Origin of the sequence: Acinetobacter sp. YH12211, assembly GCF_013418015.1 — a bacterium.
Taxonomy (GTDB): Bacteria; Pseudomonadota; Gammaproteobacteria; order Pseudomonadales; family Moraxellaceae; genus Acinetobacter; species Acinetobacter towneri.
Window position 1 is genome coordinate 1 of record NZ_VPCW01000019.1, and the last position, 15,280, is coordinate 15,280.

The window sequence follows — 15,280 nt, forward strand, 5'->3', positions numbered from 1 at the left end:
GCAAGAACGGACTGACCGCTACAAGTCGGAACTGACCGACTCAGGCTCTAGTTACACGCTTGGCAACAAGACATTAACAGAGTGCGAATTAGTCCTTGACTATGTTTGACTACATTTTAAGGAACAGCGAACATGAATAACAGCCAAAATTATGTCAAACAAATTAAAAATGCTAAACGTGGAGGATACACGCCTACCATCGCCAAAGACATCAACAAACATAAGATTCAAAAAGCCATTCGCCTAATTGAACAATGGAGAACGCTCGCAAATGAACTCAAACCACAAATGCAACTTGATATGGCCTTTACCTTAGAAGAATGTGCACAGGATTTAGATCGTATCTTAAGAAATAAATAATCGCTTTTTCACACCTCATTTCAGGTTGTTTTCTTCAATGAGCCCATCCGCTGGGCTCATTTCCTACAAAATCTTCTGTGTGATTTCCTCGTTTGTAACGCGCCAAAACCCTGCATACAAAATCTGCAAAAAATCTATGCCATGCATTAAACGGTTACTTTTTGGCTTGCGCACACGTAAAAATTCTGTAAAATTCTCTACACAACGCCGGCATAGCTCAGTTGGTAGAGCAACTGACTTGTAATCAGTAGGTCCACAGTTCGAATCCGTGTGCCGGCACCATATTAAACCTCATAAATTAAAAATTTATGAGGTTTTTTGTTTTTATAAACGTATATTTTTATCTTACTCATGCTGCCCGAATCTCCAATTTATTCAGGGCGTCTATCTATCTGCAAAACTTTAACCGCAATACGGGATTGTGATTTTTAGCTTGTTAAATGTATTTTATACTTTAGAATGCAATACACATATTTCAGAGCTTATTTTTATATTGATGGTCTATTTTGTTGATGTTTCATCCATATAGACTGACATTTAAAAATATTTTTGTGAATTAAAATAAAAATTTAAAATTATAAGTCTTAGAAAATTTAGTATAAAAAACAATGCTTCTCTAAAGTTTTCTAGTTTAAGGAATACCTCATGGCTCAAAGCTTTGCAACGCATCATTCCATGACCAATCATGGTGGAATCATCCTTGCCAATCAAATGCGTGTTTCTCAAATGGGAAATTTATTTTTAGTGGCGGGTAATGGACATTTCTGCCCTAAGTGCCAGCGTTGGTCCACAATTATAAAAAGTCACGATCATATTCTTTTTGATGACAAAGCCGTGGGTTATGTCGGGGATCAATTGACGTGTGGCGCAAAAATTTTACCGAAACAGTTTCATGTGGTGGGTGGGATTTAAAGCCAATTATGAACATCCAAACACCGAAAAACTTCATTATCTAGCAGCTGATTACGATAGATTAAGCTTTTTCCGCACTCACCTGCACATATTTAATCCAGCCATCCGCATAGAGCTTGGCACATAAACGTGCGGTCATGGCAATTTTAAACCAGTCTGTATCTCGCGTTTGTACTCGATGCTTGAGATGCTGATTCACATAGTCAGCAAAACCCGCCAAAACTTGTGCCGACAAATCTTCCACCTGAATCTGTTTAAATTCAAACTGTTCTAAAACCGCTCGAAGCTGACTTTCAGACATCAGATCTTTAAAATTGACAGCGGCAGATTTTAATAAGGCACGATATTGCAGCTGTTTGAACGCATGCGTTGGCGCTTGTTCTGCCCAAATTAAATAATGAAAGCCCAAACGTCCATTTGAATTCAAAACCGCACTGACCTGACTTAAAAATGAATTCAAATGACTGTGATATGCTGCATCGATACAGAACACCACATCAAAACGTGGTTGTGGAAAAAGTGCTTTTAAATTTAAAAATGAAGCAGCGTGAATTTTAATATTTGAATTTAAATGTTGTCGAATCGACTGCACATGATGATCTTGTAGCTCAACAGCTTCAAGTCGTTGTATTTGATAGTGTTCCAACCAATATTTAAGACTGGCACCTTGCCCACAGCCTAAATCCAGTACAACATCTTTTGAATTTAAATGCACTGCTGCGGCCAAATGCGCTGCTAAATTTTGACATGCAGCGGGATAATCAGATCCCACTGCATCTGACCAATAACCTAAATTGCTCCACGGCAGTGCGGAAGTATCTCCCAAATATGCCGCTTGAATGGCATATTTATGTTTTGGAAAATGCTGTCGTATCGCCTGTTGCCATTTCATACTGACTCAGTCTAATTCAAAAAAGAGGGGCTGTTGATAATTCATCTATGTTTGCGACAACGCATATTTTTTAGCTGATATAAGGCATGAGGCAGGAAATTTAGTCATTCTAAATGACTGACTCATAACGCAATAGCAGCAAAAAATATGCTTGTCCTGAAAGGCTGTGGCTAAAACTTTCTCAGATTGCGTTATGAAACTTGGCAATAGTCTCGCTATTCCCTGCGTTTCATGCCTGATCTGCTCAGTTTTAGCCTACAGCACAAACCATTTATGAAATATCAACAGACCCTAAACTTAATAACCTAATTGCGGCGCAACCTCAACTTGTGGTTTTAAATCAATAAACGGTAATGGTGCACCAAAAATTTCTGCAATATGCATAGCGGAAGTCACTGCAGATTCTAAAATTGGTAAACCATCGCACGACCATGAACCGCAGAAGAACACTTTACGATTGTCTTGGTGATGGCGCTGCTGCAACTCTTTGTTTAATGCCACTGTCTTTGAATCCACCACAGCGCGGGTTAAAGTTACCGTTGAAATGATCTTTTTCGGATCAATTGGTGTAACTGGACGCCATGTTTGGAACACTGGCGATTTACCGACCAAAGTTGGTTCGATCGAGTTAAGCCATACCGTAAATTGCTGACGAGTAAATTTACGATCCATCATATAACTTAAAACAGACCAATCTTTACGTTTTGGCGGCATCACCGTTTGATCAGTGTGAATCACCAAATCACCCTGCTCGAATTTGAACTGTTTAAGCAATTCAATATCTTCTGCAAATTGTTGATTGTCCAAGAAGTCTTGGACTTTAGTGGTTGGCGTTGCAATCACCACACGGTCAAATGTTTGCGACTGACCCTCAGAATTTTCAACAATTACACCATCTTCTTGTTGATGAACACGAGTAATCGCTGCACCACTTTGAATATTAATACCTTCAATCAACTTATCAACCAATGCAGGCGTGCCACCTTGTAAACGCAATAATGCATCACCATCAGTCAATTGGCGTAAAAATACCAACAATGGTTTTGCTGGCCATTCACCAATGGTTTTAGGGTCACAAGTACAAATGGTGTAAAGCACTGGCATCACTGCACCATGCCAAAACACTTCTTCAATTTCGTTACGGTTGATAAATTCCGCAAGGGTAATGTCTTGGTTTTTAGATTTGAAAAATTTAGCGATGGCTGTTTTTAACTGCAACATGCCTTTTACCAAACGCCAGCCGTATTGTTGTATGCCTTTACGGTTGTTAATGATTGGGAAATTACCAATACGGGTACGGCTTGTGGTCAGCCAAGTTTCGGTACGATCTTCAAATAACCAACTGCACGCCATATAAGTACGCACAGGATAAGTTTTAATGCCTAAATGTGTGGCCAAGCTGAGGGTGTTTTTCCACAAATGTGGGTTCATGACCCGTAACGGCGCATCAATTAAACCATCCTCAAATTCGATGCTATGACTGTCCATTCCACGACCAGGCAGCGCCTCAAAAATTGTAATGTTATGCCCTGCATCTTTAAGAATTCTTGCGGTAGCCAGTCCAGCCATACCACTACCGATCACTGCGATATCCAAACCGATCATCCATCTTTTTACATACTTTATGAAATTATGAACCATGCCTAAGGAAAATGAGCTATTAAAAACTACCAGATTGTGTACTTTTCACAGAGAAACAACACAAAGTACATTGGCAATATGATTACATTTTTTAACAATCAGAAAGTGCTTAAATAAGCCTTAGAATTTATTTATATTATTTCTTTAATACTATAAATAGTGTTCTAAACCATGTAGATAAATTCACCAATTTTATAATTTTCGTTTTACAAATAAATCTCTAAACGCTATGATACCAAGCACAAAAATGATAACTACATCACATATAATTATCATAAGGAATATGATCAATCCGCTAAAACTAGAAATTTGACAGCGCCAGAACAACAAAAGCCTCGGTCGGGACATCGACATGAGGCTTTTTTCTTGGCTAAGATTTTTTAAAGCTTAACCCGCTTGATGTTGAATCGGAATTTCACCAAACTTGCCTTGATTAAAATCTTCAAAAGCTTGAATGATTTCCTGCTTGGTATTCATGACAAATGGACCATAGCCTTGAATAGGTTCATTTAATGGCTTGCCTGTAAGCACTAAAAATTGCGTATCTTGCAGTGCTTCAAGCTGAATTAACGCTTCGCCATCTTGAGCAAATAACACCACTGAGTGATCTTGCACAAGTTGACTGCCATTGACCCGCACTTCACCTGCCAACACCACCAATAAAGTATTGTGATCTACCGGCACATGCAGCGCTTGGGTCTGTGCAGCTTTCAATTGTCCATCCCAAACATTGACAGGGCTAAAGGTGCTGGCAGGCCCAGATTGCTCTGCGTACTGACCTGCAATAATGCGTAAATGCCCCGCCTGATTTTCAAACTCAATTTTCGGAATATTTTGAGATTCAATGGCTTGATAACGTGGCGATGTCATTTTGTCTGCGGCAGGCAAATTCACCCAAAGCTGCACCATTTCAAACAATCCGCCTTGTGCTGCATAGTCTTTGGAGTGAAATTCCTCATGCACCACACCCGCACCTGCTGTCATCCACTGCACATCGCCTGTTTTGATGGTGCCACCACCACCTGCCGAATCTTTATGCGTCACTTCGCCCCGATAGGCAAGCGTCACCGTTTCAAAACCGCGATGTGGATGCGAACCAACACCATGTTGTGCGGTAGTCGCATCAAAATGATACGGCGCTGCATAATCCAAGAGTAAAAATGGACTGATCGCCTGCCCTAAACGGTCATAAGAAAATAGATTTTTGACTGGAAAACCATTGCCCACCCAATGCATGTTTTGGTTGCGATATAAACCGATTATTTTTTTCATGTGTTACACCTATTGCTAGGAGAATAGATGTTTTGATCTTAATCGCTCATCGCACCACAACCTAGTGCAAATTTGGCATACAGCATTGCAAGAATGGAATAATCTTGCTGAAACTTATACATGGTTAAACAAATCATGAGCATAAAAAATCCAGAAGCGAGGTTCTGGATTTTTAAAATTGAGTGCGATGATTCGATTAGATTTTACCCACCAAATCAATAGATGGTGCTAGGGTTGCATCGCCTTCTTTCCACTTGGCAGGGCAAACTTCGCTAGGGTGTGCATGCACATATTGCGCTGCTTTTACTTTACGCAACAACTCTTGCGCGTCACGACCAATACCGCCTGCATTGATTTCTACAATTTGGATTTTACCTTCAGGGTCAATCACGAAAGTACCACGATCTGCCAAACCTTCTGCTTCAATCAGCACCTCAAAGTTTTTAGACAATGTCCAAGTTGGGTCGCCAATCATTGGATATTGAATCTTTTTAATTTCTTCTGAGGTGTCGTGCCATGCTTTATGGGTAAAGTGTGTGTCTGTAGATACTGAGTAAATTTCCACACCCATTTTTTGGAATTCAGCATATTGATCGGCTAAATCGGCAAGTTCAGTTGGGCAAACAAAGGTGAAATCTGCAGGGTAGAAAAACACCACTGACCATTTACCAATAAAGTCTTGCTCAGATACGTCAATAAATTGACCATTGTGGTAAGCGGTTGCGTTAAATGCTTTGACTTGGGTATTGATTAAACTCATGGATGACTCCTCAATTCGTTTCGGGGATTGCTTATCTTGTGTAGCTAGAATACGAAAATCGAAAGAATCGGTAAAACAGTGTTTTTTTATAAAAATAATCGGATTTATGAATTATAAATCCTATCATAGTTTGAAATTTAATCGAGAAAATAGATATTTGCTAAATATCTGCATAAAAAACCCTTTGTCGAAACAAAGGGTTTGGATGATGATTTTCCATTTTGAATCAAATGGCTATCTCTAGTATGTCTCAAAACGGCAAATCATCATCTAAATCTGCAGGTGCGGTTGCAGGCGCAGCTTGTGGCTTCGGTGCAAAACCACTTGGGTTATTGTTGGCATAGCCACCACCCTGATTTTGGTTAAAACCGCCTTGATTTTGATTCGCATAACCTGTGGCTGGAGCTTGGTTCTGATTGCCATAACCGCCTTGGTTATTGTTAAAACGTGGTTGAGCAAAGCCACCATCTTGCTGGTCAGATTGTCCACGGTTAGCAGAGTCGAGCATTTGCATTTGATCGCCACGAATTTCAGTGGTGTAACGCTCTTGACCATTTTGGTCTGTCCACTGACGCGTACGCAATGAACCTTCAATATATACTTTAGAACCTTTGCGTAAATATTGCTGTGCAATCTCGCCTAAACGGTTATGTAAAACAATGCGATGCCACTCTGTTTGCTCTTTACGCTCACCTGTGTTTTTGTCTGTCCAGACATCACTGGTTGCGATAGAAAATTGAGTGAGAGAACCACCATTTGGGAAAGTTTTTGTTTCAGGATCACGACCTAAAGTACCCACTAAAATGACTTTATTTACACCACGCATTAGACGTTTTCTTCCTATTTGTTTCTATTATTTACTTTATAAGAGTTATGCTTAAATGGCTACCTCTTTCCCAAACAAGTGCGTTAATTGTTGTCGCGCAGCATCATCAATTTGCTGTTTATCCACTTTCACATAAGCCACTTGCTGGTCAGACATCACCACGACCTCTTCAATACCACGAATTGCCAAAAGTTGAGAAGTCCATTCATCTGTTTCTCGGTTCTCAGGCAAACGCAACACCAAAGACGAAAGATAGCGCGGCTGCGCCAATCCAAAACTAACGAATAGCCAAATTATAGCAATCGCGGTCAAAATACTCCAACCCATTGCGGTGTGGTTGAGCATCAATAATTGTCCGCCAATCATCCCACCAAAGAATGCACCCAAAAACTGACTGCTGGCATTTACACCCATCGCGGTGGCTTTAGATTGAATTGGTGCAGCCTTTGACAACCACGAAGGTAATAAGGCTTCCATAACGTTAAAGGCAATAAAGAATAAACCCAAACCCAATAAAAGGATGTATTTCGATTCAAACCCGAAAATCAGCACCAACAGCCCTAAAATAATACCTGCAATCGCGGTCAGGAAAATGCCACGCATTTTGCGATATTTTTCTGCCAAAACAATGCTTGGAAATGCCACGAACAGACTGACCAACAACAATGGCAAATACACCCAACCATGATGCTGCAAAGGAATATCGGCAAATTGGATTAATTGCGAAGGCACATAAATAAACATGGCAGTCAGCAATAAATGTAGGGTAAATACCGATACATGCAGACGGTTTAAATCGCCCATTTTCAGGACTTGCTTTAACTGAGTGATATAGCCTTGCTGAAAATTACGATGATGACGCGTGACTTTAGGCACCAATAACAACATGAGAATCGCTGCTAGTCCCATCACTGTGGTGACCCAAAATAACCCTGAAATACCAACCCAGCCCGTAAGCCATGGCCCTAAACTAAAGGCCACCACAAAGGACATACCGATACTCATCCCCATCACCGCCATGGCTTTCATGCGGTTTTCTTCGCGGGTCACATCGGCCAGTAATGCCATCACCACGGCAGATACTGCGCCACCACCTGCAATGGCACGACCAATAATCACGCCATAAATGGTGTCAGACATGGCTGCAATTGCACCACCCAAAGCAAACAGTAATAAGCCAAAAACCACCAATGGCTTACGGCTATAACGGTCTGCAATTAAGCTAAACGGAATTTGTAAAATGGCTTGGGTGAGTCCATAAACACCAACGGCAAGACCAATCAGTGCAGGAGTTGAGTATTGATATGACTGCCCTGCTACTGAAAATACAGGAATAATCATGAACAGACCCAACATGCGCAATGCAAAAATACTGCTTAAAGCAAAGGTCGAGCGGCGTTCTAAGGCATTCATCATATCAATCGACTAAAACTAAATAATTTTGAATTTGCAGATATCCTACAACATTCAGCTTAAGGATGCTGATTTTTCCCGATGTTTATTCAACAGACCCTACTTTTTCAATAAAAAAGGCGCAACGTTGTGCACCCAAATTTATATTTTATACAGTCTTCATCACCGTATTGCTCTGTGATTTCGCGGCAATACAGCAACGGGCATCACCATAGCATTAACCCGCTTTTGCCTGACGTTTTTTAAATTGAATAGATGCAATCACCGCCCAAACAATAAAGGCAACACCAATTAAACCTGTCACCACTTCTGGCACATGCAAGCCTGTACCGCTGGCAATCATAATAAAGGCCAACGCACCAATCGCATAGTGCGCACCGTGTTCAAGGTAAATATAGGCATCCAACGTGCCTTTTTCGACTAAATAAATCGTCATCGAACGCACGAAAATTGCACCAATCGCCAAGCCTAACATGATGATCACCACATCAGAGGTGATTGCAAATGCACCAATGACACCATCAAAACTGAACGAGGCATCTAGCACTTCCAGATATAAAAAGCCCCCAATACCCGCTTTCACCACGCCTGTCGGTACGCCATTTTCGTCATGACGCACAGCATTGCCCTGTTCATCGACCTCTGGTTCACCGCCCAACATGTGACTCAGCACTTGTACGCCAATATAAATCACGATGCCCCAAATACCCGCCATCGTCACCACAAGGCGCTTATCTTCCACCACATTGGCCGCCATGATTAACAAAGTCACTAAGGCCAAAAATACCGACATGGCAGGCACGCTTGCCAGATTGCTCAAACGACGCTCAAACCATCTAAACCAGTGCGTGTCTTTTTCATCATCCAAGAAAAAGTTTAGGAAAACCATCAACAAGAATGCGCCACCAAAAGCAGCAATTTCAGGGTGATGTGCCATCAGTTTAGCCGAATATTGCTTCGGATCATTCAATGCCAGTTGCACCACTTCCATCATGCCCATATCGGCAGTGACCGCCACAATGACCACAGGGAAAATTAAACGCATACCAAAAACTGCAATGATAATCCCCACGGTTAAAAACAGCATTTTCCAGAAATGATCCCAACCGCGCAGCACTGACGCATTCACCACCGCGTTATCAAACGACAACGACACTTCCATAATCGCCAAAATTGCGGTAATGGTTAGTGCGGTAAGCATGGTTTGCACACCTGCTTCTGGGCCATGGGTATAGCCCCAGTATGCAGATAGCGCAAGACACACAATCGAAAATACGATTGAGAAACCAAAATGTTTCATCATGAGAAACGACCTATCACTATATTTTGATCTGAACTTTTCATCTGCCGAATCTGCACCATCAACGCAAAGTACAGTTTTGATTAAGCTTTAACAGATACAAAAATTCTGAAAATTGAATTGCCCGAATTTTAAATCGGACAAAAACTGAGAATGTAAAATTTTATGCTGCAATTATGACGCTTTTTCCTCAACTTCGGCAAAATTCTTCGTATGATTTTTGGTTTCCCGATCAGATACCGTGAAAACCGTGTTTTTCATTCCCAAACTGCTATAGTGAAATGCAACGACATATTAGGAATTTAGGATGCGCTTTTCTCAAGACGCTTGGCAACGTAACCTTGCCCTTTATCACAAGACGCTCGCTTTACCATTTAATCAGGAGTTGGCACAAGGCACCTTAAGTAAAGCTGCTTTTGCACATTATGTGATTCAAGATTCACATTACTTAATTGCCTACGGGCGTGCACTGGCAGTCTGTGCGGCTAAAGCTTTTGATGCAGATGATATTATTCAGTTCGCAGATGCCGCCAAAATCGCAATTGTGGTGGAACGTACCTTACATGACAGCTTTATGCAGGAGTTTGATATTTCCAAACAGGAATTTGAAAGTACTCCGCTGACCCTTGCCTGTCATCACTACACTTCTTATTTAGTCGCAACCGCATGGTCAGAAAGCTATCCTGTGGTATTGGCATCACTACTGCCATGTTTCTGGATTTATGCCGAAGTTGGTAAAGATATCGTCAATAATTCTGCACCGAATAATCCGTATCAGGCATGGGTCGATACCTATTCGGGCGAGGAATTCCACACCGCAGTCAATAATATGATTCAAACCATAGACCGTGTTGCTGCGCGCTGTGATGCCGATACCCTTGAAAAAATGCACCACGCCTACACCAAAGCTGCAGAACTGGAATGGTTATTCTGGGATAGCGCCTATCATCAACGTCAGTGGCCGGGTTTAGATCAAGCTTAACGGCCGCCCTCACGCACCGTATGGCAATCGCTCCATACATACAGTGCGACAGCTCATGACCGATAAAGCATGAAAAATAACACTTGAACAATTTTCATGCGCTATCATATATAGGTTTTTCATTTGCAAAATATCGAGAAGTTTTTATGAGCCAAAGTCATATCCGTATTCGAGGTGCACGTACCCATAACCTAAAAAACGTGAACCTTGATATTCCACGCGATAAATTTGTGGTAATTACGGGTTTATCTGGTTCAGGAAAATCTTCACTGGCGTTTGATACCCTTTATGCCGAAGGACAGCGTCGTTATGTCGAATCGCTTTCTGCATACGCACGCCAGTTTTTATCGCAAATGGAAAAACCTGAAGTCGACTCGATTGAAGGTCTAAGTCCCGCAATTGCCATTGAACAGAAATCGACCAGCCATAACCCGCGTTCAACCGTGGGTACCATTACCGAAATTTACGACTATTTGCGTTTACTGTATGCACGTGTCGGCACACCTTACTGTCCTGAACATGATTTACCAATGGTGGCGCAAACTGTTTCAGAAATGGTCGATGCTGTAAAAGCACTGGAAGAAGGCACTGCCTTAATGCTACTCGCGCCTGTGATTCGTGAGCGTAAAGGCGAATATGTGCATCTGTTTGAACAGCTACAAAGTCAGGGTTTTGTACGCGCCCGAGTTGATGGCGAAGTCATGGACATTGACCCACCACCAGAACTCGATAAAAAGAAAAAACATACCATTGAAGTGGTGGTAGACCGTTTTAAAGTCCGAGATGATTTGGGCAACCGTATTGCCGAAAGCTTTGAAACTGCACTGCGTTTAGGTGGCGATTTAGCCATTTTATCGTGGATGAATGCGGAACAACCTGATCGTATTTTTTCGGCCAAGCACTCTTGCCCGCAATGTGACCGTGCCGTGGCAGAACTTGAACCGCGCCTGTTCTCATTTAACAACCCTTTTGGCGCTTGTCCAACTTGTGATGGTTTGGGGACACGTAGCCATTTCAGTGCGGAAAAATTGATTCCAAACCCTGAACTGTCGATTAGTCAGGGCGCAATTCGCGGCTGGGACAGACAGCGTCCGTATTATTACAGCATGCTGGAAAAAGTCGCGGCACATTATGAACTCTCACTCGATACGGCATGGAATCAGCTGGACAGCGTGACACAAAAGAAATTCCTGTATGGCACAGGTAAAGACAAAATTGACCTGAGCTATACTGATGAACGTGGACGCCACCATAAACGTGTGATTGCGTTTGAAGGCGTGTTACCGCATTTAGAACGTCGTTACCGTGAAACCGAAAGTAATTATGTACGTGATGATTTGGCGCAGTATTTATCTAATGCTGCCTGTGATGCCTGCGGTGGTTCACGTTTAAATGAAATCTCTCGTAATGTCCGCGTGAAAGACAAAACCATTGCTCAAATTACCCAAATGTCGATTGGCGATGCCGAAGACTACTATCAAGGCTTAAATCTTGAAGGGGCCAAAGGTGAAGTCGCAGATAAAATCTTTAAAGAAATTCGTGAACGTCTGCACTTTTTAGTGTCGGTGGGTTTGAATTATTTAAGTCTGTCACGCTCCGCCGAAACTCTTTCAGGCGGTGAAGCACAACGTATCCGCTTGGCATCTCAAATTGGTGCGGGGCTTATGGGCGTGATGTATGTGCTAGATGAACCTTCAATTGGCTTGCACCAGCGTGACAATGATCGCCTGTTGGAAACCCTGATTCGTTTACGTGACTTGGGTAACACGGTGTTAGTGGTAGAACACGATGAAGATGCGATTCGCGCTGCCGACCATATTATTGATATTGGCCCAGGTGCAGGTGTGCATGGTGGACATATTATTGCCGAAGGCACCTATGCAGAACTGGCCGAACATGCAGACTCCCTAACAGGGCAGTATTTATCGGGCAAATTAAAAATTGAAGTGCCGAAAACGCGCACCCAACCGCCACATCCCGAACAACAAATTAAGCTAATGGGCGCAGCAGGACATAACCTGAAAAAAGTGGATCTCACTTTGCCTTTAGGGGTAATGACTTGTGTCACAGGCGTGTCGGGTTCAGGAAAATCCACCCTAATTAACCGTACTTTGTTGCCTTTGGCTGCAACACAATTAAATGGCGCAACTACATTAACCGCAGAAAAATTCGACTCGATTGATGGTTTGCAATATTTAGATAAAGTGGTGGATATTGACCAAAGCCCGATTGGGCGAACGCCACGCTCGAACCCCGCGACCTATACAGGCTTGTTCACTCCAATTCGTGAGCTGTTTGCGCAAACCCCTGAAGCTAAAGCACGTGGCTATGCAGCAGGACGCTTCTCCTTTAACGTTAAAGGTGGACGCTGCGAAGCTTGTGAGGGTGATGGCATGATTAAAGTTGCCATGCACTTCTTGCCAGATATGTACGTGCCTTGCGATGCCTGTCATGGTAAACGCTATAACCGCGAAACTTTGGAAGTCAGTTATAAAGGTCGCAATATTTCTGATGTTTTGGAAATGACCGTTGAAGATGCCATGCATTTCTTTGATGCCATTCCTGTGATTCATCGTCGGTTGGAAACGTTAAATCAGGTTGGCTTGGGTTATATCCGCCTTGGTCAATCAGCTACAACTTTATCTGGCGGTGAAGCACAGCGCGTAAAACTGGCGCGTGAACTGGCCAAACGAGATACAGGCAAAACCCTGTATGTACTGGATGAACCGACCACTGGTTTGCATTTCCATGACATTGCCAAATTGCTCGACATCCTGCATGAGCTACGCAACAAGGGTAATACCATTGTGGTGATTGAACACAACCTAGATGTGATTAAAACTGCAGACTGGATTGTCGATTTAGGCCCTGAAGGTGGTGCAGGCGGTGGACAAATCATTGCCGAAGGCACACCTGAAACTGTCGCAAAATCTAAAATTTCACATACGGCAAAATTCTTAAAACCGATGTTAAAAGGCTAAAATAGATTATTTCAGTTTTTAAGCCCATTCAAGTTTAAATACAGATTCAGCACAAACTTGTGCTGAATCTTTCACTCTAGGCTTTTTATCACTTCGGAAATGCTCGTGGATCAATTACTGTGACTTAGTCACCAGCAACGGCATTGCGCCCACGTGCTTTGGCTCTAAATAAGTGTTTATCGGCTTTTTCCAACAATCTGCTCCATGACGCAGCACCCACCGCCACGCCAGCACTGACCGACACTTGAATATAATCATTCAGTTCTGGAATAAAAATTTCTTGATTCACAATATGGCAGCGCAATTTATCTGCCAAATACAGCGCCTCAGTAAATTCTATTTGCTCAATCAAAACCAAAAACTCATCGCCACCATAACGCACCACCAAGTCTGAGGCACGGACATGCGCTTTGAGAGTATCGGCAATACATTTTAAAGCTTGGTCACCTACCACATGCCCGAAGGTATCGTTAATGTGTTTGAATTTATCCACATCCATAATAATCAGACCAGTTTTGCTCAATTTTTCAGGTCGATGTTCTAAATATTTGATGTATTCCTCAAGCGCCAAACGGTTGGAAACACCAGTTAAGGCATCGGTATTGGCAATATTACGCAGCTGAAATTCTAAAATATCGCGTTGCTCTAGGCGTTGTTTTAGTTTTTGAATAGCCTCAAAGAGCGTTACCTTGTCTGGATTTTGCGTACCTTGAGCTTCATCTTCATAAGCTGCCAAACGTAAAATTTGACTGCGCGCCTGAATTAAGGGAATAAAGACCTTCGAACGCGCATAGACCATAGTGAAAATCGCAGCCAATAACGAAATAATTGACACCACTAGCGTTAAAATAAAAGTACGCTGAGCCTGATGATAATCTTTGTGTGCAACCTGCAAACTGTGCGCTAATATAAATGACTGCAAACTGACCACAGTGTTGAATTTATCCACCATTTTTTGGGTGAGTTCAGTGCCTGTCAATGAATAGGGTTGCCCATCAATACTTTGCTGAATCAATTGATTGACGAGAGGAATTCCCTCATCCAGAAACTCCTTTTTTAATTGATCATGCAAAATATTATATTCAGGAATTTTATGTGCTTCAGGCAAAATGGTATGGATTAAATCCCACAAATAATAAGCTTGGCGTTGGGTTTGCAAAGAGCTCGCCAAATTGGTTTCAGGAATTTTTTCAGCAAACGTTACCGCGGCAATAATATTGGATGCCACCCTTCCCGCTTGATCACGCAAATCTGAAAGAACAAAAATCACACTATAATAGGTCGATACCGATGAGTCTTTTGCCACTGAATCGAGCATGACGTGTTTCAGCACATGCTGAGAACTGTCCCATGCCGCAAACATTTTTTGAATCGCATGATCCATCTGTTGAGAGCTACGCAAATGCTGTGGAGTTGCTGCATATTCATCGACCGCCTGACGCCCTTGTTCTAAAGCAGTCTTTAACTGATGCGATAAATGATGCGCATGGATAATAAAACCTTCTTTTCTTAAAATATTGATGGTCTGTTCTACTTGTTGATCCACGCCAGCACGGTACGCTTTCAATTCTTGTAAATTTTGCTGAAATTCAGCTGCTGAACTCGACATGACTTTGTTTGCAGGTGCTCGTTCACGCGAAATACTATTGGTCAGTTCAGCCACTTTGCCTAATACAGAAATTTCAATTAAAGCACGTTTTGTTTTTTGATAACTCTGATAACTATTCACCATCAGAGGAACGCAAATAAAAAGCAATGACACGATAATAATGATCATCGAGATCAACAGTCGCTGACTGATATGCTCTGTGCGCAATTTCATCATCATGCTAAGTTTTACCTACGTCATTATAACTGTGCAAAATCGTGGACTTGATCACTTAATCGGCGACTATATTACATGAGCAATCTTTAAATTACTTACAAAAAAGATAATTAATT

11 protein-coding genes, 1 tRNA gene and 1 pseudogene are annotated in these 15,280 nt (G+C 42.0%); 5 read left to right on the plus strand and 8 right to left on the minus strand.

Features of this window, described 5'->3' with window-relative positions:
* The first annotated feature begins 132 nt into the window (after positions 1 to 132).
* The 3 genes and pseudogenes from FTU98_RS09720 to FTU98_RS09730 all read left to right on the plus strand — a co-directional run.
* Positions 133 to 360, plus strand: a complete 228-nt coding sequence (locus FTU98_RS09720; RefSeq protein WP_004970172.1) for a hypothetical protein — start codon at positions 133 to 135, stop codon at positions 358 to 360.
* 206 nt (positions 361 to 566) lie between these two features.
* Positions 567 to 642: transfer RNA gene (locus tag FTU98_RS09725), tRNA-Thr, on the plus strand.
* Between the two features lie 363 nt (positions 643 to 1,005).
* Positions 1,006 to 1,263 (plus strand): annotated as a pseudogene (locus tag FTU98_RS09730) (PAAR domain-containing protein); the annotation flags it as partial.
* Between the two features lie 70 nt (positions 1,264 to 1,333).
* On the opposite strand, the gene FTU98_RS09735 reads toward FTU98_RS09730, so the two are convergent.
* The 7 genes from FTU98_RS09735 to FTU98_RS09765 form a co-directional block, all read right to left on the minus strand.
* Positions 1,334 to 2,164 carry a cyclopropane-fatty-acyl-phospholipid synthase family protein gene (locus tag FTU98_RS09735; protein WP_154321174.1) on the minus strand — a complete coding sequence of 277 codons (831 nt, stop codon included), beginning with the start codon at positions 2,162 to 2,164 and terminating at the stop codon, positions 1,334 to 1,336.
* A gap of 297 nt (positions 2,165 to 2,461) precedes the next feature.
* A complete protein-coding gene (locus FTU98_RS09740; protein WP_004970183.1) occupies positions 2,462 to 3,769 on the minus strand; it encodes an FAD-dependent oxidoreductase in 1,308 nt (435 codons plus the stop codon).
* 423 nt (positions 3,770 to 4,192) lie between these two features.
* Positions 4,193 to 5,077 carry a pirin family protein gene (locus tag FTU98_RS09745; protein WP_179994350.1) on the minus strand — a complete coding sequence of 295 codons (885 nt, stop codon included), beginning with the start codon at positions 5,075 to 5,077 and terminating at the stop codon, positions 4,193 to 4,195.
* Between the two features lie 196 nt (positions 5,078 to 5,273).
* Positions 5,274 to 5,837: an alkyl hydroperoxide reductase subunit C gene (gene ahpC, locus FTU98_RS09750; protein ID WP_004970191.1), complete on the minus strand. Its 564-nt coding sequence runs from the start codon at positions 5,835 to 5,837 to the stop codon at positions 5,274 to 5,276.
* 250 nt (positions 5,838 to 6,087) lie between these two features.
* Positions 6,088 to 6,663, minus strand: coding sequence for a single-stranded DNA-binding protein (gene ssb, locus FTU98_RS09755; RefSeq protein WP_096902231.1), 576 nt, complete (start codon positions 6,661 to 6,663; stop codon positions 6,088 to 6,090).
* Between the two features lie 51 nt (positions 6,664 to 6,714).
* Positions 6,715 to 8,079 (minus strand): MFS transporter, encoded by a 1,365-nt coding sequence (locus FTU98_RS09760; RefSeq protein WP_104852874.1) that lies wholly within the window; start codon positions 8,077 to 8,079, stop codon positions 6,715 to 6,717.
* A gap of 214 nt (positions 8,080 to 8,293) precedes the next feature.
* Positions 8,294 to 9,379, minus strand: a complete 1,086-nt coding sequence (locus tag FTU98_RS09765) for a DUF475 domain-containing protein (RefSeq protein ID WP_004970195.1) — start codon at positions 9,377 to 9,379, stop codon at positions 8,294 to 8,296.
* 304 nt (positions 9,380 to 9,683) lie between these two features.
* On the opposite strand from FTU98_RS09765, the gene tenA reads away from it, so the two are divergent.
* Positions 9,684 to 10,358 (plus strand): thiaminase II, encoded by a 675-nt coding sequence (tenA, locus tag FTU98_RS09770; protein WP_180051346.1) that lies wholly within the window; start codon positions 9,684 to 9,686, stop codon positions 10,356 to 10,358.
* A 146-nt stretch (positions 10,359 to 10,504) separates the two neighbouring features.
* On the plus strand, positions 10,505 to 13,339 hold the full coding sequence (uvrA, locus tag FTU98_RS09775; protein WP_004970200.1) for an excinuclease ABC subunit UvrA: 2,835 nt from the start codon (positions 10,505 to 10,507) through the stop codon (positions 13,337 to 13,339).
* Between the two features lie 124 nt (positions 13,340 to 13,463).
* Here uvrA and FTU98_RS09780 read toward each other — a convergent pair whose 3' ends face one another.
* On the minus strand, positions 13,464 to 15,164 hold the full coding sequence (locus FTU98_RS09780) for a GGDEF domain-containing protein (RefSeq protein WP_180051354.1): 1,701 nt from the start codon (positions 15,162 to 15,164) through the stop codon (positions 13,464 to 13,466).
* Positions 15,165 to 15,280 lie beyond the last annotated feature (116 nt).